We start from the raw sequence: 22,758 nt of genomic DNA, 5'->3' as shown, positions 1-22,758 counted from the left end.
GATGTATTCGTTGTAGTCTTAAAATTACATACTGATATTTAAGTATTTTTAAATATGTATGATTAACTGTTTTTATATATTCCTTAAAATTGTAAATTTACTTCATCAGTAACGCTTTCAACTCAGTTCATGTCCGCCTCTAATTCAGATCACAGTCAGGTGACCTTTATACCAGTTACCAGCGCAAAAGCTTTAGTTTATATCGTACTGTGTTAATGTTCACAATTTAATCTATCAAATCATTAAACTTATGGAAAACCCATCTTTTGATGCTTATCAACAGGTTTTTGGCCTGGCCTGCATCGCTAACCGGGCCGGGGGCTACAAAGGCACTGCCGATGCCTTACAACTGCAGTTGCAGTATGACTTATCTTTTTATCTGAACGGTGTTCCACCTGTTGAAGTAATGGGGCAAACGGCGCCTTCGGTAGCTGACCCGTTGGCGACGGCAACACTGGGCAGCTGGAAATTGGTATGGGGACCTGCACTTATTGAGGAGCAGGATCAACATGGAAAAGCTACCGGCGTTGCTGATAATGCCCTATATGTTGCTCAGTGTGATGCCGTTGCCTACCCAGGTGGCCCAACTTTGCCAACTTATGTTGTAGCAGTAGCGGCAACTAACCCGGCATCGCTTTACGACTGGGAAACGGAGGATTTTTCGGTGGCTGAAGTGGTAAACTGGTCAAGCTATAATCCGGCAACGTTCTCACCATCGGCCTATAACGGCACTGATCCCTACATTTCCAATGGCACTGCAACAGGCATTAAATTAGTGCTCGGGCTTGTTAGCCCCCCAAAGGCTGTATCGCCCAATACCACACTTGAAGCATTTATTGCCAGTTTAAATCCCGGTAAGCAAAGCGCAATCGTATTTTGCGGACATAGCCTGGCGGGTGCACTTTCCCCAACGCTTGCACTTTATTTAAAACAGCAAAATAAGCTGGGTGCATTTGGTACATCATTGGTTTATCCTACAGCCGGCCCTACACCTGGTGAAAGTGCATTTGCCAGTTTGTTTAATAAAACATTCCCAGCGCTTCCCGAAGGATGGGTTGCACAGACCGGTGATTACCAGAGCTGGAATACCATGCACTGGAATACCCTTGATGTTGTGCCACATGCCTGGGACGAATTGGACCTGCAGGAAATTGCTCAGATCTACGGTCAATCCACCAATTTGCTAACGAAGAAGACGCTTGACACGCTCCAGCGACTGGTGATTAAAAGGGCGGCCACATCAGGCGCGAGCTATACCAGAATACAGAATCAATCGCTACCCGGAACACTACAACATTCGGATAAATTGAGCACCCCGCCCGATACAATGAAAGATTATATTACCCAACTCTTTCTTCAGCACGTTAGCCTTTATTCGGGCATACCGGCACAACAGGACAGTCCAGCTGTAAAAGGCCTCATTTTGCCGCAGCCGTTGCCACAACCAGTTTATAAACCACATAAAAAGCTGGTTCCTCACGTCAAAGCCGTTACCGAGTTAGACATGATCATTAGAATTATTGAGCAAATTCTGGCCTGGATAGTATCCTATGCTACTTCAGTGGATGGGACAGGGCTGGAAGAAGAGCGGAAAAAATGGTAATAAAGATTAAAAATCAGAAATTATATCTCCTTAATCATGAGAAAAACAGATGATCACCATACACACGGTTGCACATGCGGCTGCAAAAACCCGATAGTTGAAATTTTAAAGCATGAGCTTTTCAGTAAGGAACATATTGAGAAGCTGACTGCCCATTTACCAAAAAGTAAGCCTCTTGCAGCCTCTCCCAAAGCAATTCTCTATTCGGGCGGAACAATCAGGCCTATGGTAAACGGGGATGCAGGCAGAGTTGAATCGATCGGTATTGCCGAGGGTTATATCATTGCAAGCGGTTCGTATGCTCATGTAAAAGCGGAAATGGATGCCAGATATAACAATGCTTATCAAAGCATTTTGCTGGATGATACCCATACCCTGATCCCTGGAATGTTTGAACCCCATGTTCATACCGTATTTTCGGGCATGATGGCTTCATGGATAGACGTAAGCCCTTTTGAAGGACAGGATTTGAGAAAAGTTTATACAAAGGAGTGGATATCAGCAACCTTGTCTTCAGCCCTTTCTACATCTTCAGACAGTGTGTTACTGGCTACCGGACTCGACCCTGCACTTATTCAGCCGCAAAGCGGAAAAAACTTTACGCAGATTGATAATGCATATCTCGATAGCGTAAGCATGGATAAACCGATCATCATTATGAGTGCATCAGGCCATACCATCTACGCCAATTCTGCCGCCCTTCGGGAAATTTACAATAGCCAGAAAGGGAAGCCAGCCATGCACGGCTATACCAGCGCTGATGATTATATTGCCCATACACATGGCTTACTGGAAGAGGAACCCATGATGATGCCAGCTGTAAATACCTTTAAGGATGCAATTGCGACAAAGTCACTTGATATTGTAGAAAATATGGATGCCTTTTTCCGGCAGGCTAACTCGAGAGGGGTAACCTCGATGTACGATGCATTAATTAACCATATGTATGTTCCCTATCTTGAAAAATACCTGGAGGCCAGACCGTTATCTGTACGTTTGGGCGGAGCGCTGTACTGCGAAACATTTAAGGATGCGCAAGCTTTACCACCTTACCGCCAGCCCGGCAGTTATTTGGACCTGTACCTGGGCCATGTGAAAATTGTATCGGATGGGTCTAATCAAGGACTAACCGGATACCAGTCTGAACCGTACTCAATAATACTCGAAAAGGATCATTCCTGTGGTATATTTAACTTTAAAAATACCGAAGCATATCAAAAGGTAGTTGACGAGGTAATATTGGAAAAAGGCTGGCCTATTATGATCCATGCAAATGGAAATTTGGCCGTAACAGATACCATTGCAGCCTTTAGTAGCGCATTAGCGAAATATAAGGGGCCTAAACTGCGCAACCGGATTGAGCACTGTTCACTTCTGGAGCAAAATGGCATAGATGAAATGGAAACATTAAATATTTCGCCCAGTTTTTTAATTGGCCATGTAGGGTATTGGGGAGATGTATTTGAAAAAGTTATATTCGAAGGGCAGCATTTACCAGAACACAACGACCCTAAGGTATTTTCTCTTGACCGCTGTGCATCGGCGGCTAAAAAGCTGCGCATTTCCCTTCATAGCGACCACACGGTTACCCCACTTGGTCCGTTAAGGATGATGGAACAAGCTATTACCCGTGTAATGGAGGCGAGCGAAAATACGTGGCCATTAAATGTGCTGAACACCGAAGAACAGCTTACCAATGAGCAGGCACTAAAGGCTGTTACCTATGATGCAGCCTGGCAGTGTTACGCCGATGGCTGGGCCGGAAGCCTTGAGGAAGGAAAATTTGCCGATTTCGTAATTCTGGAACAGGATCCGATTATTATGACCCGTAAAGATTGCAGCATGAATATGCGGAATATCAAAGTGCTGGAAACCTGGGTGGGCGGGATAAAGGTTTATCCCGGCAGCTAGGTGTAAACTGCACATGTTTTATATTCCTCTTGCAGATTGATCTTAAGTTTGCAGGGTTATAAGCGCCAGAACTTAACGATGGTTTTAACCGCTGATTTTGGATAACAGTCCGTTTATGCTGACTGTTATTTTTTTTTTAGCCAGCACCAAAGCCAGCCACAAATTGCTGATGAATAACACTATATAAAAGCAAGCACTTATGAATAATCTTATTGCGATGGCTTTAAGATTCCCGCATGCGCGAGATCCGATATCTGTAGTTGATACTTCTCATACTTGATAAATTGCAAGCAAATACTCATATACTAAGCTCAGGTTGATATCTTTTTGCGATATATTTCTTAAATTGATAAGAATGCAACTCTCTAAGTTGTGTGAAGTAGAAGCTATAGCTTGCGTATACAAGCTACTTTTAAACTATAAAAAAAATGGGTTAATCAAATCCATGATTACAGCCCCTCAAATCTAAATTAACGCTCTCAAGCTTTCGCTAGATGTAGGACTCTCACCCCCTACATATTAAACAGTACGTAAAAATTGATTAGGCGGTTTTTTCCATACCCATAAATTTCTTAAAAAATGTTGGAATCATATTGATCCATTTGATTTTGCTGGTAAAACCTTTGTTAAAACTATTTTTTTAACAACTCTTTTAGCTTAGCAATAATTACTTCGGCACTTTTGTTCTTTGGATTTAGCTTAAATGCCTTTTCATAGTTTGTAAGGGCTAAATCATACATTTCCAACTCCGCATAGGTTTCGCCCAAACTGTCGTAAGCATTTGAACTGGATGGATATAAAGACACATTTAGCTTAAACAATTCTAAGGCATCTTTCAGTCTTTTCTGTGCTACCAATTTATATCCCCAATCATTCACTTCAGTCTCTGTAAGGATAAAATTCTTATTTTTAGCTTTCAGCTTTTTAATGGTCTCATCCACATTTTTGTAGCCATTCTTATCCAAAGTCAGTTTCAAAGACTTAGCAGAAGGAGACATGCCGAAGCCATTAGCAGCCTTCATATCTGGTATAAACAATCCTGCCAGTTCATCTATAAATCCATCTGGCGTGCCGCCTGATAAATTGGTTAATATGATAATGGAAAGATCATCCTTTGGGTAAACAAATACAGCAGACCTTCCACCACCTACAGGAGCCACTGCGGGGTGTTCATTTCTAACAATAATAGGCCACCCTGCAGCATAACCATTAAGAAGTCCGCTAAAACCGGACGTTTTTCCATTGTTGAGGATATCTGGTTTCCAAAGTGCTTCTAAACTTGATTTTTGCTTTAACAAAACCATGTTTTGCAGCGCAATAACCCACTTGGCCAATTCACTGGCTGTAGCGCTCATGCCAGCCGCTGTTTGTAATGGCGCAGGAAAAGAAAAGAACATATTATTAAGCTTGCCTTTAGCGAATTGGTATTGGCTGGCTGCATTTGGTACGAGCTCCTTTGTTGCGCCGAATCCTGATTGAATGGTGAGCGGCATGCCTACCTTTTCCAGCTGGTTTTTGGTAATATACTGCTGGAAGGTAATTCCGCTGAGTTTATTGATGATAAGACCGAGCAGATAGTAATTCGTTTGATTATAACGGAATGCTGAACCTGTAGCAAAATCATTGGGCATTGTTAAAACCTTTTTCAACGACAGGTCAAAATTATCAGCAATCATCACCGCTTCCTCTTCATCCACAAGATCAGGAATTCCTGAAGTATGAGATAACAGTTGCTGTACTTTCACGGTTTTCCAGGTTTCGGGAATATCTGTCAGGTAATTTGAAATCGGTAGATCAAGCTTTAATTTTCCTTCTTCCACAAGTTGCAGAATGGCAACGCCTACAAAAGCCTTTGTGATGGAGTTAATGGTAAATACTGTTTTTGGGTTTACCGCAATAGAATCCTGGATATTGGCAATTCCATAATAGCCTGTTTTGATGATTTTACCATGTCTCACAATGGCCAGATTGAGTCCTGGAATCCTGCGTTTTTGCATCTGATGCTGAATAAATACATCGATGCTGTCTGTTTGAGCGAAAGCGGAAAAGGTACATGAAAGTGTGAGGGAAACTGCTAAAAAAAACTTCAAAAAATGCTTCATTTAGAATGATGGATTAGGTAAGGGTAATGAATGGTAAAGATATACAGATATAGCAATCAATTTATATAAAACCAGAGAATTGTACGGTTTTAATTAAGGATGAATAAGTTTGGGCGGTGTATTCGAAACCCAAACGAACTTTATGGCCTTCCTTGCTTATGGTTCTGCTTATTAACCACTGGTTTTAATCCATTCTGGCCATCTTTTCAGTTATTTAATGTAGATATTAGTCGCTTAATGATCATGTACTGGGTTTTATCCGTAAAAATATAAATCTCTACAAATTGGTATGGCTTTATGATGATGTTATGCTGTAATTTAAGGAATGATCTTTTCCTGTTTCAATTTCTGGAATAAGCTGAAAAAAGAATCTGCTGTGCTTTCGAAAGCATTAAAGCCGTATTTCCTGCTTTTAGACATATCGGTCATCACTTCCAGCGGCCTGCCCAGATCGAGATCCGTATGCCAGGCAGAACTTAACCGATCAAGGCTGGATTCTTTCAGTCCATGTTGATGTGTGATCTGGTTCCAGATTTCCTGTTTATTTTCCATTTCTTTTTCAAGCGGCCTGATGGAGCCATTGTAACCGTCGGCTTCAATTCCGAAGTAGTCTGCAATTTTGTTCCATAACCATTTCCACCTGAAGACATCGCCATTGGTGATGTTGAAAGCCTGATTTTTAGCATTTTCTGTAGTAGAAGCCCAAATGAGCTGTTTGGCCAGTATTTTAGCATCAGTAACATCTGATAACCCATTCCACTGGGCTGCTGAACCAGGCCATGTGAACTTTGCACCTGTTTCTTTGCAGATGCTTGCATAAACCGCTAAGGTAATTCCCATGTTCATCAGGTTGCCGATGGCGTAGCCGATAACGGTATGCGGCCGGTGAATGCTCCAGGTAAAGTGATCTCTGTTTGCCGCTTCATACACGGCATCTTCCTGAGCATAATAGAAATTGGGGTAGGCTAACCTGGGATGTTCTTCCCTTACTGGGGTTTCAGGTAATATTCCTTCCTTCGCATAGGCTTCAAAAGGGCCTAAATAGTGTTTTAAACCGGTAACCAATGCTACATGGCGGACTGACTTTTTAGGAGATAATGCATTGAGCAGATTGCTTACCATGGTAATGTTAACGATGATGTTTTCTTGTTCATTAGCTTTCCGCATCCAGGTGGTAAAAAAAACGTGCGTAGGAGAAACATCCTTTAACGCAACAGCTAAACTTTCTTCATCAAGCAGGTCTGCTTTGATAGGTTTTAGCCCTTCAACTGGCCTGTTATGGTTTCTTGCCAAACCAAAAGTAGTCCAGTTTTGTGCAATTAATTCTTCAACCAGATTGCTTCCTGTAATTCCGGTTGAACCCACAACCAATGCACTATTTTTCATCATAAATGCCTTTTTTTAACTTGTAAGAACAGCACAAAAGTAAGCACGAACCGATGGTAAAATACTTGACCGAGATCAAGTATTTGATAACATAAATTAAGGGATTATTGAAATAACAGCTTTTTTCTGATCCTGCTCACCGTTTCCGGACTTAATCCTAAATAGGAGGCAATAAGGGTATGTGGAATTCTTTTCACCATATCAGGATTATGGTGTACGAGTGACAGGTACTTTTCCATTGCAGTAGACTTATTTGAAATCATGAGCCGGCGATCTTTGGTAACCAGGCTGTTTTGATACAGGATTCTGAAATAGCGGTCCATTAATGGAATTTGAAGTGTTAATGCTTCATAATCATCAAAACTGATCAGCAGCAATTCAGCATTTTCAATGGCGCTGATATTCAGCAGGGCTTTTTCCCGGTTGATAAAGCTGTTAAAATCAGAAATCCACCAGCCTTCAAATGCAAAAAGATTAATTCGTTCCTGCGCTTTTTCATCACTGGTAAATGATTTTAGGATTCCACTGCTTACAAAAGCGAGATGATTGCAGATTTCCCCTTCACGCAATAAAAACGCTTTCCGGTTCAGCTTTTTGGGGGTAAAAAAAGTTTTCAGCAAGATCAGATCCTGTTGGCCCAAATCAACCTTCTGACGAATATGTTTTATTAAAATATCGAACATCAATAATTGAAATTAACAATGATGCAACTCAAAACAGCTTTACTGCAAAACCAGTTCGCCAGAAAAACACCTGAATAATGTAAATTCTGCCATGATTTTGGGCAGCTATCACCATGAATAATGAACGGGATCAGCGCAAATTACAAAAGAATTCCGGATGTTTTTAGAAATATAAGACAGTAAACGTAACGCGCTTTTCAAAACCCGAAGAATACTGCGTAGCGGAGGATATTTTTCTTCTGGCAGGCGTCGAAATTCAGGAAGGTTACATGCACATTGCCTAAAGTTATTGGAGGGTAATGTATCTGACATGATGGATATCCGAAACCATAAAACCATGCATGCAGATGAAGAACCATCTGCATGCATGGGAGAGCTGCTGGAACGGCTATCCCTTAGGGGTTTTTGTCAGTTTACCAGCCATAATTTTGAACCAGGTTTGGATCTTTATCAATTTCAGATTGTGGTATGGGCATGAGATAGTGTTTATCGGCAAAGACGCGGTTTTGCAAGGTAACGGTTTTGTAAAATACGGCTACCCCCGCCGCCTCGCTGGATACATCCAGACCGGTACTGCTCAGTTCGGCTGCTGAAGGGCGTGCATTGAGGCCCAGCGCTGGTGCATTATCTACTGTTTTGGCGATTAACCAGCGCCTTACATCCCAGAACCGTTGGCTTTCAAAAGCCAGTTCAACCCGGCGCTCATTTTGGATCCGGTTGCGCATACCGCCTTTGGTATTATCTGCAGGCAGAATGGGCAGGTTGGGCATGGCCACCCGGCCGCGTACCAGGTTGAGGTATTGATAAACAGATTGATCTGGTGCATCAAGGTATTCATTCATGGCTTCTGCATAATTGAGGTACATCTCTGCCAATCGGAAAATTGGAAAGTTGCGGGTCCCTGTGCCCGAATTGGCGTTTCTATCATAACCGGGCGATAAAAACTTGCGGACATTATAGCCCCAGGGGTTGGTACCCGATTTGCCCGTTGCCCAACCATCTGTAATGCCGTTGCCGGCACCGTACCAGGCCAGCCTTACCGGGCGCTTGGTGGCATCGAAACGCCATACATCGTACTGGAAAAAGATACTGGCATAAAACCGGGGGTCGCGATCTTTGAACATGTTGGATATATTACTTACCGTCTGAAATTTCAGTCCGTCCCACAGCTGCCCGCTCCACACCCCGGTAGTGCTGTAGCCAGAACCGGTTTGATTAATCGGATAACCATTTTTCATCTCATAAGCATCAACAAACTGCTGTAACGGCGTTAGTTTTCCATTTCCCTTAAAAGGGGAGCCATTGGGCAGATAGTTACCATCAATATCAGTGGAGTTGCCGAGGATGCGCTGAAAGATGGTTTCGGTATAATCTCGGGTATAAAACTGTGCTGCATAATTTTGTACCGGATTATCCGGAAAAGGCGCATACAGTTTGTAAATGCCTAAATCGATAACGGCCTTTGCCGCATCTGCGGCCTTTTTCCATTTTTCTTTGTCATAACTACGGCTAAACAGAACTTTGCCATCTTTATTTTGTATGTTGGCGTAGAGCGGATTGCCGTTAAACAATGGACTGGCGGCATACAATAAAGTCCGGGATTTTAAGGCCAGTGCTGCGCCTTTGGTAACGCGGCCGGTTTGTGCGGCTTCCTGGGTGAGTGGCAGTACGGTTGAAATCTCGTCGCACTCTGAAGTGATGAAATTTACCACCTCATCTACCGAATTACGGGCAACCTGCGTATCTTCCAGGTTGCCAGGGTCTACATCATTTGAGCTGGTGATTAACGGAACCGCTCCATAGCGTTTAAAAAGTTCAAAATAAAACTGGGCACGAAGAAAGCGGGCCTCGGCTTTGTAACGTGGTTTCCAGATGGCATAATAGCTTTCCCGATCGAGTGGTACCGGAACCGCATCTATGCGTTTGATAAAGATATTGGCCCTGCGGATATCCTGGTATTTGCCAGACCAGTTACCGTATGGATTGTCGTTGGTGCTCCATGCGCCAAGGTTATATTTGTAGGCATCTATCGCTTCGCCATTATCGAACCAATGGTGGTAGGTTTCATCTGTTGCGGCCGTTAGGGGTGAGGCTAGCTCATTCGGCAGCGCGTTATATAAACGGGCAAGTGCCTGTTCAGTAAGGTTGATGTTATTATAAACATCATTTTCGCTCGAGTATTCGGCGGGAACCACATCCAGGTATTTTTTACAGGAAGTGGTGCTGAATAATAGTACTGCCAAGAGCAGCTTGGTGATATTTTTCATGAGATTACAATGAAGCATTTATTCCTAAGTTGATTACGCGCATTTGAGGATAGTCTCCAAAGCCATTGGTTCGCTCCGGATCGAAAATCTTCATTTCAGACCAAGTAAAAATATTTGATCCGGTGGCAAAGGCCCTGATATTGGTGAGTCCGATTTTTTTGATCCAGGTTTTGGGCAGTGTGTAACCTACCTCTACGTTTTTTAGGCGTACATAATTGGATGACCGTAGCCAGAAGGTGGAGTTTTGGTTATTATTTACATTGTTGGACGAAGATAATCGTGGCCATTTGGCATTTGGGTCAGGATTCTGTGTGGTCCAACGCCCATCCATATAGTCGGCCAGTACCGAGCTGTTGCTGGCGAAAGCCCAGGCTGAAGTACCGGTTAACCAGAGTTTGCCCCCGGTAGCACCCTGAAAAAGCACATTCAGATCAAAGTTTTTGTAAGTATAGGACACCGTTAAACCCAAAATTGATTTTGGGGTGGTTACCTGGCCCAGGTAACCTTCATCCTGGCTGTTGATCACACCGTCTCCGTTTCGGTCAAGGTATTTGATATCACCCGGGCGCACGGCACCGAATTGCTGGGTAGGACTTGCTGCGATATCTGCTGCATCTTTAAATAAGCCAAGAGCGGTTAAGCCGTAAGCTTCATTGATCTGTGTACCTCTTAGTCCTCGGTATGGCAGGGCATAGGTGGGCTCTGCAGCATACTGTATCCGGTTGGTGGCATACGAATAGGAGCCACGTAACATCAGGTTGTGGTTGCCGAAGCGTTTGCGGAAGGTAATTTCTCCTTCAAAGCCCTTGTTATCTACTATACCGGCATTAATTGCTGGTAAATTTTGAACACCCGTTACATTTGGAATGATGGCTGCCGTGGTTAGAATCTGCGAGCGCCTTTCGGTAAAAACATCACCGGTAAAAGCGATCTGCCCTTTAAATAATTCGAAATCTACACCAATATTTGTTTTTTTGGACTGTTCCCAGGTGAGGAATGAATTTCCGGTGGCACTTTCCTGTGCGCCGGAGTAGCCATCTCCATCGGCAGCCAAACCAAAGCGATAGCCACTGCCGTTCCCGGTTTGCCAGGTACTGAGGTACGCAAAACGCCCAACACTGTTATCAACCCCAACTATACCATAAGAACCCCTTAATTTCAATAGGCTTACCAATTTAGAATCTTTCATAAACTGCTCATTGGATATGATCCAGCCGGCAGACGCTGCCGGGAAAAAGCCCATACGCCGCCCTTTCATAAAGTTCTCTGAACCATTATAACCCGCATCGAATTCCAGTACATAACGCCTGTCGAATGAATAATTAACCCGACCTACTATGCCCAATTGTTTATAGGGTAAGGCAGCGATGGCGCCATCAGCAGTGGCGGTGGCCAAAAAACTCTGCGATTGGTTGTAACGGAGCATACCCGAAACCACATGTTTCTGCGCAAAGGTCCGGTCGTAGTTCAGGTAACTCTCAAAGGTTGATTTGCGGCTGCCGTTCGCAGCAATGTTAAAACCGAGCAAACCATCACCCGTGGTCAGCTCTTCGTAACGGCCTTTGCTCAAGTCTGTTTCGTTTTCGTTGGTAATAAACCTGTAAGTAGAATAATTCCGTTGCCGGGTAATGTTTCTGAAGTTCTGGGCATCGTATGCAAAGCGTGTTCTAAAGCTCAGTCCCTCGGTAATAAAGGGCAGTTTTAGGGTAAACCCGATAATCGAACTCAAGGTGTTTTCGAAAAAACGTCCATATCCAAACTGGGTTAAACGGCCGTAAGGATTGGCTGGCGAATCTTTTTGCCCGGATACCGAACCGTTAGGATTGGTTAAAGGATAAAGATAGGCTGGTGTATTTCGTATTTCAGACCAGAAGGCGCTTGCCGTTTCTGTCGGATAGTTGCGATCGCGAACAATGTCTGAAAGGTTGAGCTCCAACTTGAGTGTAGGTAAAAGATCGATATCGATGTTGCTTCTGAAATTGTACTTATTCATCACCGCATTGATGTTGTACGCATTCAGATCATCGTATTTGTACAATCCATCCTGTTTTAGATAGGCCATAGATACAAAGTACCGGGCCGTTGAAGAACCGCCGTTGACATTGAGGTTAGCCTGGCTCATCATTGATGAGGGCTTGATCAGTTCTTCTGTCCAGTTCACATTTGGATAGAGGTACTGGTAAGTAGGGTTACTGCGGTCGCGGAATTTATTCAGGTAGGCATCCGTGTAGAGGTTAGCATTCAAGCCATCATTGTTCAGGGCTTCCCTGAACAGGGTGAGCGCATCAAATGAGTCAAGGTATTCTGGCATATTGAACGGGCGTTGTTGCGAAGTCTGTGCGGTAAGTGAAATAAGTGGTTTACCTGTTTTTCCCCGTTTAGTCGTAACCAGTACCACGCCATTTGCACCCTTCATACCGTAAACTGCTGTGGCAGCTGCATCTTTTAAAACGCTTACCGTTTCTACATCGTTCGCATCAATACCGTCGATACTGTTCTCGATCCCATCAACCAGCACGAGGGGGCTTTTGCCCTGATAGGTGCCAAACCCACGGATGTAGAGTGCAGAGCCGTCGGCTCCGGGCTCGCCACTGCTCTGTATGGTTAAAAGACCAGGTAAACGTCCGGCAAGGCTGTTGGTTAAACTGGCTGTTGGTGTGCGCAGCAGTTCTTTCGAACTAACGGAAGTAAGTGCACCGGTAACATTGTTTTTCTGCTGGGTGCCATAGCCTACTACAACCACATCCTCTAACATGGCCTGGTTCTGGCGCAGTTTGACTGCAATAAATCCGCGTGAACTGACGGCCACTTCCTGACGGATAAAACCCACCATGCTATATACCAGCGTGGCATCTTCAGGAACTTTGATCAGGTAGCCGCCATTAACATCTGTGACTGTACCAAAGCCGTTGCGGCCTTTTACGCTTATTACTACGCCCGGCAGGCCGACTCCGCTGGTATCGGTTACACTTCCCCTTACTTCAATATCTTTCCGGAGGTTTTTAGCAGATAATATGTACGGACGGGTTTTTTTATCTGTGTTGGCATGCGCGAGGGCAGCGGAACAACAACAGATGATCATCATGAAGCACATCGTACGGAAACCAAGGGTTCCGGCAGCAGTGCTTCCCTTATAATCATGTAAAAGTTTTCTCATAGCTGGTTTAGTTGTTTTTTTCAATTACTGGTTTAAAATTGGGTGGCAGATAGGACTTGGTCTTTTGGATGACCACAGCTTTTTTTGGTGTCATAAATTATAGATCTGGTTAGTGAGTTTTAGAAAAAAAAGACAAAACGGATCCCTCTTGCCGCTTTAGCGGCACAGTACAAAACGGATGGTATGCATTAGCCTATTGTTCGTTGATGGGACAGGAAAGCTTGATCCCCGTACTGATGGCGGTTCCGAAATCGGGTGATCCATCTGCCTTCCAGGAAAGTTGCTGCATTCTGGTCGTTCTGGCCTGACCAGGATCATTTGGCATACTGCGTGCATGATAGATAAACCAATTTTCGGTTTTCAACGTGCCGTTATCATCCCTGTTGCTACTGGTGAAAAAACCATTATGCCCGAGCCCGTAAACCGCATTTTTATCACTCCTTACAAATACCTGTTTTTTGTTGATCCAGTTTTCTGCAACTGCCGGGTCGCTGCCGGTTTTCAACTGGATTTGTGCCAGGCAGTAATTGTCACTGCTGTAACGGCTGGCCGAGAAAATAATAAATAAGGGGCTGTTGGCGTCGCGTTGTAGCATAACCGGTCCTTCGTTTACGCCTGCGCCAAGAAAAGTGGGTTCCCATTTTTCCCAGTCGTTTGTTGGTGAGGAGATTTTGATTCGCGGTCCGCTGATGGTCCAGGGATTAGACATGGGCGCGAGGTAAATATATTGTTTATATTTCTCTGCTGGATTTTCCCAGCCCGACCAGACGAAATAGTTTTTACCGCCTACTGTAACAACAGAACCATCTATCGCCCACTGATCATTTGCCGCATCGGCAATTTTACCTTTGAAATTCCAGCTACCCTGTGTGGGATCGGCGTTTTCATTTTCCAATACAAACATGCGGTTACTATCGTCTACACCCTTTTGTGCTGCGGCAACATAAATATACCATTTGCCCGCTAAAAAATGCAACTCCGGCGCCCATAGGTCGGCTGAGTGATCGGTATTTTCGGGTGGGGTCCAAACCGTGGTTTCCGTAGCTTCAGCGAGTTGAGACATGGCTTTTGTTTTTGCGATGGCTACACGGTTGCCTTTAGTAGACAAAAAATAATAGTTTCCGTCTTTCTGGGTTACAAAAGGATCCGCATGATCGCCATTGAGCAATGGATTCTGAAAATACTTTACTGCTGTGCCCTGTGTGGTGAGAACCGTATCTCCCTGAGAAGTTTTCTGACAGGCTGTGGTTAAGAGCGGAAGCCCTACTGCCATCAGGATAAAAAATCTGTTTCTCATAAAGTTGAAATGATCGTTATTTGGTTAGCCAAAAGTAGCGATCAAAAAACGCTATCATTTCAATTTGAAACCCACTTCCATGTAAATCAAAACCAGATGGATTTTAAATGACTGAAATAAAACGCTTTATGAATTGATAATGCTTTTAAAATCAAGACTTTTTTTCAGGGTTCAGGGGAGATAAATGCTGTGCGACTGGTTTTGAAACACGATATGGAAACAGCATTTAGCTTAAATCATAATTTATTGTATGTTTATATATCGAGCCGCAGGCCAACAGCATTATTGATGATAAAGAAAATTATTGCGATTATTATTCTGCTTTTTTACATTTTTCCCGTTCAGGCGCAAACTTCAAAAGCAGACAGTTTATGGAAAGTGCTTAGGTTGGAACTTTCAACAGAAAACAATTATATCAGGCAAAAAGAAGAAAAAATTGCCAGACTGCGTAACCAGCTTGCGGCCATCACAACGCCCCGGTACCAGGAGCGGTACAGATTGTTGTCTGCCTTATTTAATGAGTATAGTTCTTTCCGTTTCGACTCTGCCATTACAAACGCCAATAAATTAGTTGCGCTTTCAAAAAAGCTGAACAATAAACAATACCTCATTCAAAGCCAGATGGGACTGGCAACAGTTTTGGTGAAGTCTGGCTTTTATAAGGAGGCTTTTGAAACCATTGCTGAAATAGATACGCTTGGGGGGACGGGTAAATTTCATTATGACTATCTGAATTTACGTGGCATGCTTTTCGACGAAATTGCGGCTTACAATAATGATGCATATTATGCCACAGACTACCGTAAGGCTGCCCGAAAAGAATTTGAAAAGGCGGGGAGTTTGATTGATCCGGGTGAGCTTGAAAAAACCATTAACCTTGCTTTTTTGCAGGGTTCCGGGCAAAATAAGCAGCCAGATGCAGAATTTTATTACCGCTATTTATTGAATCACAATTTATCCGAGCACCAGATTGCGATTATCGCCACCAGAATTAGTCATGCTTATTCAGGTAAGGATAAATTAATGTTACTCACACTTGCGGCCATCAACGATATCCGCTCGGCAACAAAAGAAACCTTTGCCATATTTTTACTGGGGCAGGAATTGTTTAAAATGAACAGGAATGATGATGCTTATGTGTGTATGCAGGAGGCGCTGGGTAATGCCGCTTTCTATGGAACCAGAAACAGGGCAGCACAGATAGAATCGGTACTGCCGCTCATTGCGAGCAGGTTGATAGAGGAAAAACAGCATGAAAAAGAAATGCTTTGGATTGGAATTGTGTTATTTATTCTGGTGGCCATAGTTTTGCTTTTTCAATTGGTGCTTTTCCGCAAACAGATGATCCGGATTGAACAGAACGATCTGATCATTACAGAGAAGAATACAGAACTTGAAGATGTAAATGGCAAGCTATGGGAATCATCACGGATTAAGGAAGAACTTATTGGCCTGTTCTTTAAAACCTGTTCTTCCTACATCGAAACGCTCGATAAAGTAAAACGAAAAGCGCAGCACAATATTAAATTAGGAAAATATCAGGATGCCACCCAGGTATTGGGAAATGTACACATCCAAAAAGAGAAAATCCAGTTGTTTGGTACACTGGACAGTGTCTTTTTAACCCTTTTCCCCAATTTCGTTTCTTCATTTAATGCACTTTTAAGAGCCGACGAACAGATTGAGCTAAAGGAAGGGGAAATGCTTACCGCATCGCTACGTATTTTTGCGCTTATCCGTTTAGGGGTAACTGATACGGAAACCATTGCCCGCATATTGGATTATACGGTAAATACGGTTTATACCTACAAAGCCCGTATGAAAGCAAAAGCGCTGGTGCCTCCGGAGCAGTTTGAACAAAAGATTATGGAAATTAAATTTACAGATGAACGTTGATGAAGCTGGAACTGCCAAATATTTGCCCACATCGATGATCAATTTAAAATTAAGGCTAAAAATAGTGCTGATTATTGGCTGGACGGTGTAATAGTGCGGTTTTTACCCGTATTGAATTAATACGGACAAATATGATGCTATGGAGATACAGATAGTGAGTTCTGTGGCAGATACCCGCTAATAAAAGCAAACCTATCTGAAATAAAATTTCCGGGCTTTTATTTGGTGTATACCAGTTCCGGTACCAAAAAAAGGGGATTAATTATATCCATAATTAACCCCTCAATCTAAATTAACGCTCTCAAGCTTTCGCCTGTGTAGGACTCTCACCCCCTACATTAAAACATACGTAAACACTTATCATTCGGTTTTATACTAACCAGAATAAATTTACTTAGAAACAGGTGAATCAAAAAAATCATTAAGATGACTCCATATGTTAATAATCGAATGATATGCATCTCTTTGGAAATCAGGTAAAGTATTAATAGCTCAATACAGTACCTCTTCGCTTTGTTATGCTCTGCTTCGTCTTCGTTCCGGTCAGGTTTAGTTGGCCCGGCCGGCAAAACTATTTGGGTTGCAGGGCGGAAGGGACTTGTTGATAAGAATGAATCTTTTGGTTTGTGACATCTATGCCAATGCATTTTGTTTCACTACCATTTTAACTTTTCAATTACCTAATCCAAATCCTTAGCTATAGCTAAGTCTTTTCACGAACATCATATTCATTCATAACACCAGATCGGTTTAGAAATAAACCTGATCTGATCGGGATTTTAAAGCCGGGCTTCCATCATTTTCAACAGAAATGAAAGCAATTTTTAGAAATATCCATTGTTAAAAGTGTTTTTTTGCAAATTCAAATGCTTTTAATAACAATGCGTAAACCTTTCCGGCCATTTCATGTTAAGAGGAAGAGTGCATAACCATTGAGTTATGATAGCTTAATGGCCGTCACATTTTACATTCAATAAGATCATTTTTTAAAAGTGCCCAGTATAAAAAGTGATTAAAACATTACTAAATCCAACCTAAAACTTAATCGATTATTATGACTCCCTTCGACTGGAAAAACATATTTCTAAATGATCTTGACCTCACAATTGCGTTCGAAATTGGCATGCGTACCGTTATTATGTTTGCCCTGGTACTGATATTCCTGCGGTCTACCGGTAAAAAAGGCGTTCGGCAGCTCAGTATCTTCGAGGTGGCCATTATTATTGCGCTTGGTAGCGCCGCCGGCGACCCCATGTTGAACGGTGAATCGGCCATCATTCCATCAGTACTGGTTTTTTTTGTCATTCTATTGGTTTACAGGATTATTACTTTTTTTGCGGCCAAGTACCAGAAAGTAGAGAACATCCTGGAAGGTATACCGATGTATATTGTTGAAAATGGCAGGTTTACGATGAGTGAAGAAGGAGATGCGAACTTTGCACAGGATGAATTTTTTGCTGAAATGAGGGTACAGGGCATTGAACATGTTGGCCAGGTGAGAACGGCATTGCTCGAAACCAACGGCCAGGTCAGTTTTCTTTTTTTTGACGATCAAGGGGTAAAACCGGGCTTGCCCATCTATCCAAAACTATACAATAAGAAATCGAAAGTGATTGCTGAACCCGGACTTTATGCCTGCACACATTGTGCAGAAGTTTTGCACTTAGTGCGCCAACAGCCTTGCAGCCGTTGTAACAAAGAGGAATGGGTAGCCGCAATTAGCGATAAGCGTATTAAATAGCACTTTCACCGGTAAACCGGCTCAGGATTTCTTAATGCTTGTATCTTACATTTTAAAAGTCTCGCTTGGTATATTCCATGTTAAGATTATTTTTTAGCAGTTCGGAATCCGGAACAGGAAACATTGCGCTGCTATTAACCCCTAACGAGATACTTGGGGAGGAGTTATTGAACGAAGTGCACAGCCATATATTCTTTTTTAGTGTAATTATGCATCAGATAAAAATCATAGCTGCATAAATTGCTGTTCAATATTTAAGCCATATAAATTGAACATTGTATATTTAGAGCACAATAGATCGGACTGTAATACCTGGATAAAACTGCAGATGTGCCAGGTCAAAGTTTGAAACTGTAAAACAATAAAAGATACTTATATCACCAGGATGATACCATCAATTATTGATCAAATTAAAAAAATTGAACATGGCTTTAAGCATATCATAGCAGCCGGCGACCAGATTTTGGCAGATCAGGGAACGCCGCATTTTGACCTTGCGCTTAAGTTTCTTGCCGACAACAGTTACCAGGTAAGGATGCTGGCTACCTATATTTTAGGGGAACTTTCGCCAACCCATCCTGAAGCGCTTCAGATCCTAAAGACACGGGTGGCAGAAGATCAAAACTGGCGGGTGCAGGAAATGCTGGCAAAAGCTTTTGATCAATATTGCAAAGTTATAGGTTACGGTGAGAGTCTTCCTGTTATTAAAAAATGGCTTTCAGATCCTCATCCGAATGTGAAAAGAGCAATTACAGAAGGGCTTCGCATCTGGACGGGCCGCCCTTATTTTAAAGATCATCCGCATATTGCCATTACGCTGATCAGTGTAAATAAATCAGACGATAGTGAATACCTGAGGAAATCAGTTGGCAATGCCCTTCGTGATATCAGCAAAAAACATCAGCAGGAAGTACTGGATGAGCTTTCGACCTGGGATTTGACCGACAAAAAAGTTGCATTTACCCGTCAGCTGGCGCTGGGAAAGTGAATTCCAGCTGTTGAATGGGAAGACTTGGATTGATTTTCAGATGAAAATATAAACATGCTGTAGACACGAGTAGGATTATTGTTCGATTACAACTGAAAGCAATAGGTAAAAAGCGAATTGTCTTTATTATGAATAAAAAAAGCTCATCTTCATTAACGTCTGCGCTATTTGTTATTTTTGTGGCGAATGATGACCAAATGGTTGGCTTATAAAATGGAAAACAAATTTTCGGATCGTGCACAGGTGGCGGTGGTTTCTACTTTTTCTCATCTGATGGATACTGTTTTTAAGGGAGAGGTAAACGCAGCTTGCTGGCAGAGAACACTAATGGGCGATTTTAAGGAAATTGTATCTAAACTCGAATTAAAAGCAAATTTAACCGAAGTTTCAATGGAAGATCTCCAGGCACTCGAGCTTTCAGAAAAAGGGCATATAGCCAGGGAAATTATTCTGAGCGATTTTCAGCTATTAACGGATGCCGGCGCATCACCCTCGCTGAATTTAATTAAAAGTTACGAGCGTGATGAAGAATTGGATTTCATTTCAACAGATGTATATTCTTTTCACGTAGACCGATCGCCCATTGGTACCGATACATTCTTATGTACGTATTATGGTGCTGATAGTGAAATTTTAGGCAATCACCAGGCTGAACAAAAAGTGCTGGTACCACAGATCCGGCAGCAGCTTAAAGAACTGTATGATGGTCCGAAGGAGGAATTTGAAAGTTTTTTGACGGAGAACTATTTTGATCTGCATTATCAGGCTAAGCCAGGTGCAGTACCAGTAAAACTGGGGTTGGGCCACTTGTGGAGGCTGGCAGTAGATCATCCTGATCAACAGTGTTTACCCTGTATCCATCGTGCACCTATTGAAAAGGATGGGGAGTATAGGTTGCTGCTCATCTGCTAAAGGGTTTAGTTAAATTTAGGGTGATGTATTGGATAAATGGCTGTTCATTTTCATGACCACTTAAAATCCAAAATCTTGCTTGGTGCTTTTCATCCATATCATTCGCATATATTTGTCACATGTTCAATAGCGTCATCTTTTTGCCTGTCATTATTATGGCTGGCATGGCTTACAGTATCCTGGCGAAAAAGCTGACTGTTATAGCTGCTTTTACCGGCGCTATATTGGCTTCTTTGATTTATTTTGCAACTGGTTATACAGGCATTGCCATGATGACTACATTTTTTATTTTGGGTTCTGCGGCTACTTCCTGGCAGCGGCGTAAAAAGCAGGATGCGGCCGCAATATCGGAAACTAAAAATGGCCGCACGGCACTGCAGGTACTGGCTAATGCCGGGGTTGCTGGTATTGCAGCTGTAGTGATTTTATTTTATCCTGCACTTACTTATTTATTGCTTCCGGCAATGGCGGCGGCTTTCGCCGCTGCTACTGCAGATACCCTGTCATCCGAGCTGGGCATGGTTTATGGAAAGCGTTTCTTTAATATCATTTCCTTTAAACCCGATCGTTGTGGGAGCGATGGTGTGATCAGTTTGGAAGGAACGTTAATTGGTGTTTTAGGTAGTGTTATCATCGCTGCTATTTATGCCCTGGGATATCGATGGAATATGAATTTTTGCTTTATTATTATTGCAGGTACGGTGGGTAATCTGACTGATTCTGTACTGGGCGCTGTATTGGAGCGCAAAGGTATTATCGGCAATAACATGGTTAATTTTTTGAATACATTTATAGCAGCGCTGGTGATTTTAGTGATGGAAATTGTTTTGATTTAGAAACAGATCTGATCCAAAACGATACGGTATAAAATCAATGCAGATGATGATATAAAAATAACTCATTGTTATTAAGTTCAAAATGCCATAAATGCGCTGAATGTCAGTATGTTTATATCTTTATTGCTTAGTTTTTAACTCCTTCATTTATCATGATCAAAATTTGTTTTTAACAAGCTTTTTTTGCGATATTTATTTATTGTTTAGTTCTTATAAGATCATGAAAAAAATCATTTTTGTTTCAATGCTGGCAGCCTGTGGATTTTCAGGCTATGCGCAAACCTATCAACCTATCACCAGTAAGAATAAAACCTACCTGGAAACGCTGAAAGGAGTGAGTTACACTTATAAACAGGGTGTTATTACCTTGAAGAATAATGGTAAGTATGCTTTAGGTACAGTGAGCGTTACGGCATCATCAAAAGTAGACAGCACCCTTTTTGGTATTGCTTTATTTGATGATGGTGTTAAAAAAGGGGAGACCATCAAAGCTGATGTTTATTTTACAACTGGCCTGGGCAAAAAGGTACATGAAGTGCCTTTAAAGCAGGTTGACCAAAAGAACCTGGTATTATCATTTGATAAGGCAACCAGGGCTGCAAAATAACCGTTTTGAGGTTTTCAAATTATTGATTTCCTTAAAGGCCGGGCATATCAGGATGAAATAAACAATTAATACTGATGGCACAAAAAATAAGCCTGGCACCGGTTTCAGTAATGACTAAGGATCAAGTTGCCATAACAGATCATAAATATTTAACACTACATTAATAATCGATATTTAGTTTTGCGATGTAAATATTTGGTTAGTATTTATAAGTTTAGGTTAGTTGATAAAAAAGCCCGGATGGATATCCGGGCTTTTTATATTTTAAGCATCATTTCGATACATTTTCATTGAACTAATCTATTTTATCAGGACTGGTCAATCCTTAATAATACTTCAGAACTGATTGATGTAGTTTATTTCACACCGGTTACCATATAAATACTCTGACCAACAGCACCTTCATAACCAAATACCAATTTATATTCGTAAAATTTTTCGATTTCGCTTTTAAAAGAATCAAAAGAAGGCGTTTCTTTTGATGCATGTTTAGGATCCCATTGAAATTTACTACCAATTTTTAAAGTAGCTTTATTACCGTTATTCGCGTGGTTGATGATTAATTGGGTAGGGGTGATGATGTTTTCCATATGTCAATATTTAATAATCTTATCTATTTAAATTAACGCCTGGTCAGCCGAATTATTTCCAGACCAATGTAACAATTAAGAAACCGTATCGGGCGCCTATCGCGTTAAGTTAATAGGAAAATAAAAAAATGATGGTCTTCAATTTGCCAGATCACCTTAGCATCTATATAAAATGATATAAAAATACCACGTCACCTACATAAGCTGGCTTCGGTTGGTCTTTAATTACAAGCGTAGCCTGGATGGTTACTTTGGTTATTCCCCTCAAATTACTAATACTCATTAATTTAGCTTTTAGCTGCACTTCATTATCCACTAAAACAGCCTGGCCAAATTTAAAACGCTCAATACCATAATTAATTTCCATTTTAATATTACGCACATCCGCAATCTGTTTCCATAAATAAGGAATTAAGGATAATGTTAGATAGCCATGTGCAATTGTGGCCTTAAAGGGGCCTTCATTTTTAGCCTTTTCTGGATCGGTGTGTATCCATTGATGGTCCAAAGTTGCATCAGCAAATTTATTGATCTGTCCTTGGTCTATAGTATGCCATTGCGAAACACCTAGTTCTTTACCAAGATATGATTCGTACTCTTCAAAGTTATTGATCACCAACATATATTCTGATTATAAAATTAATATTGTTTAAATTATTAAAGCACAACAATCCTTTAGTATTATAGTTTCATTTACTTTTCTGTGACAATATTAGCCATAAATAACCATGTTTACTGCGATATATCGTCAAAAATTTAAATGAAATTCTACTGATTTTAGT

At 41.9% G+C, this 22,758-nt stretch carries 16 protein-coding genes; 8 read left to right on the top strand and 8 right to left on the bottom strand.

Annotation, left to right across the window (positions count from 1 at the left end):
- Positions 1 to 250 precede the first annotated feature (250 nt).
- Positions 251 to 1,603, top strand: a complete 1,353-nt coding sequence (locus OQX63_RS13245) for a lipase family protein (protein ID WP_265851342.1) — start codon at positions 251 to 253, stop codon at positions 1,601 to 1,603.
- 36 nt (positions 1,604 to 1,639) lie between these two features.
- Entirely contained in the window at positions 1,640 to 3,514 is a 1,875-nt protein-coding gene (locus OQX63_RS13240; protein WP_265851341.1) for an amidohydrolase, read from the top strand.
- A 632-nt stretch (positions 3,515 to 4,146) separates the two neighbouring features.
- On the opposite strand, the gene OQX63_RS13235 is transcribed toward OQX63_RS13240, so the two are convergent.
- The 6 genes from OQX63_RS13235 to OQX63_RS13210 all read right to left on the bottom strand — a co-directional run bounded on the left by OQX63_RS13235 (position 4,147) and on the right by OQX63_RS13210 (position 14,406).
- Positions 4,147 to 5,616: a serine hydrolase gene (locus OQX63_RS13235; protein ID WP_265851340.1), complete on the bottom strand. Its 1,470-nt coding sequence runs from the start codon at positions 5,614 to 5,616 to the stop codon at positions 4,147 to 4,149.
- 318 nt (positions 5,617 to 5,934) lie between these two features.
- Positions 5,935 to 7,005, bottom strand: coding sequence for an SDR family oxidoreductase (locus OQX63_RS13230; protein WP_265851339.1), 1,071 nt, complete (start codon positions 7,003 to 7,005; stop codon positions 5,935 to 5,937).
- Positions 7,006 to 7,106: 101 nt separating this feature from the next.
- Complete coding sequence (locus tag OQX63_RS13225) at positions 7,107 to 7,685, bottom strand: Crp/Fnr family transcriptional regulator (RefSeq protein ID WP_265851338.1); 579 nt, start codon at positions 7,683 to 7,685, stop codon at positions 7,107 to 7,109.
- A gap of 413 nt (positions 7,686 to 8,098) precedes the next feature.
- A complete protein-coding gene (locus OQX63_RS13220) occupies positions 8,099 to 9,952 on the bottom strand; it encodes a RagB/SusD family nutrient uptake outer membrane protein (protein WP_265851337.1) in 1,854 nt (617 codons plus the stop codon).
- Positions 9,953 to 9,956: 4 nt separating this feature from the next.
- Complete coding sequence (locus tag OQX63_RS13215) at positions 9,957 to 13,109, bottom strand: SusC/RagA family TonB-linked outer membrane protein (RefSeq protein ID WP_265851336.1); 3,153 nt, start codon at positions 13,107 to 13,109, stop codon at positions 9,957 to 9,959.
- Between the two features lie 193 nt (positions 13,110 to 13,302).
- Positions 13,303 to 14,406, bottom strand: a complete 1,104-nt coding sequence (locus OQX63_RS13210) for a glycoside hydrolase family 43 protein (protein WP_265851335.1) — start codon at positions 14,404 to 14,406, stop codon at positions 13,303 to 13,305.
- Between the two features lie 288 nt (positions 14,407 to 14,694).
- Between OQX63_RS13210 and OQX63_RS13205 the strand changes: the two genes are divergently transcribed.
- From OQX63_RS13205 to OQX63_RS13180, 6 genes are all read left to right on the top strand, one after another.
- The gene (locus OQX63_RS13205) at positions 14,695 to 16,302 is read left to right on the top strand and encodes a DUF6377 domain-containing protein (protein WP_265851334.1); all 1,608 of its coding nucleotides are present in this window, start codon (positions 14,695 to 14,697) and stop codon (positions 16,300 to 16,302) included.
- Between the two features lie 1,054 nt (positions 16,303 to 17,356).
- On the top strand, positions 17,357 to 18,043 hold the full coding sequence (locus OQX63_RS13200; protein ID WP_265851333.1) for a DUF421 domain-containing protein: 687 nt from the start codon (positions 17,357 to 17,359) through the stop codon (positions 18,041 to 18,043).
- Between the two features lie 385 nt (positions 18,044 to 18,428).
- Positions 18,429 to 19,031: a DNA alkylation repair protein gene (locus OQX63_RS13195; protein ID WP_265851332.1), complete on the top strand. Its 603-nt coding sequence runs from the start codon at positions 18,429 to 18,431 to the stop codon at positions 19,029 to 19,031.
- 213 nt (positions 19,032 to 19,244) lie between these two features.
- Positions 19,245 to 19,943 (top strand): DUF1826 domain-containing protein, encoded by a 699-nt coding sequence (locus tag OQX63_RS13190; protein WP_265851331.1) that lies wholly within the window; start codon positions 19,245 to 19,247, stop codon positions 19,941 to 19,943.
- A gap of 119 nt (positions 19,944 to 20,062) precedes the next feature.
- Positions 20,063 to 20,779 (top strand): DUF92 domain-containing protein, encoded by a 717-nt coding sequence (locus tag OQX63_RS13185; RefSeq protein ID WP_265851330.1) that lies wholly within the window; start codon positions 20,063 to 20,065, stop codon positions 20,777 to 20,779.
- A gap of 220 nt (positions 20,780 to 20,999) precedes the next feature.
- Entirely contained in the window at positions 21,000 to 21,386 is a 387-nt protein-coding gene (locus OQX63_RS13180; protein WP_265851329.1) for a hypothetical protein, read from the top strand.
- Between the two features lie 356 nt (positions 21,387 to 21,742).
- On the opposite strand, the gene OQX63_RS13175 is transcribed toward OQX63_RS13180, so the two are convergent.
- Positions 21,743 to 21,976 carry a hypothetical protein gene (locus OQX63_RS13175; protein ID WP_265851328.1) on the bottom strand — a complete coding sequence of 78 codons (234 nt, stop codon included), beginning with the start codon at positions 21,974 to 21,976 and terminating at the stop codon, positions 21,743 to 21,745.
- A 163-nt stretch (positions 21,977 to 22,139) separates the two neighbouring features.
- Positions 22,140 to 22,598: a MaoC family dehydratase gene (locus OQX63_RS13170; protein WP_265851327.1), complete on the bottom strand. Its 459-nt coding sequence runs from the start codon at positions 22,596 to 22,598 to the stop codon at positions 22,140 to 22,142.
- Between the last annotated feature and the right edge of the window lie 160 nt (positions 22,599 to 22,758).

The organism is Pedobacter sp. PF22-3 (assembly GCF_026239555.1).
Classification (GTDB): Bacteria; Bacteroidota; Bacteroidia; order Sphingobacteriales; family Sphingobacteriaceae; genus Pedobacter.
This window is presented reverse-complemented; position numbering and strand designations above follow the sequence as displayed.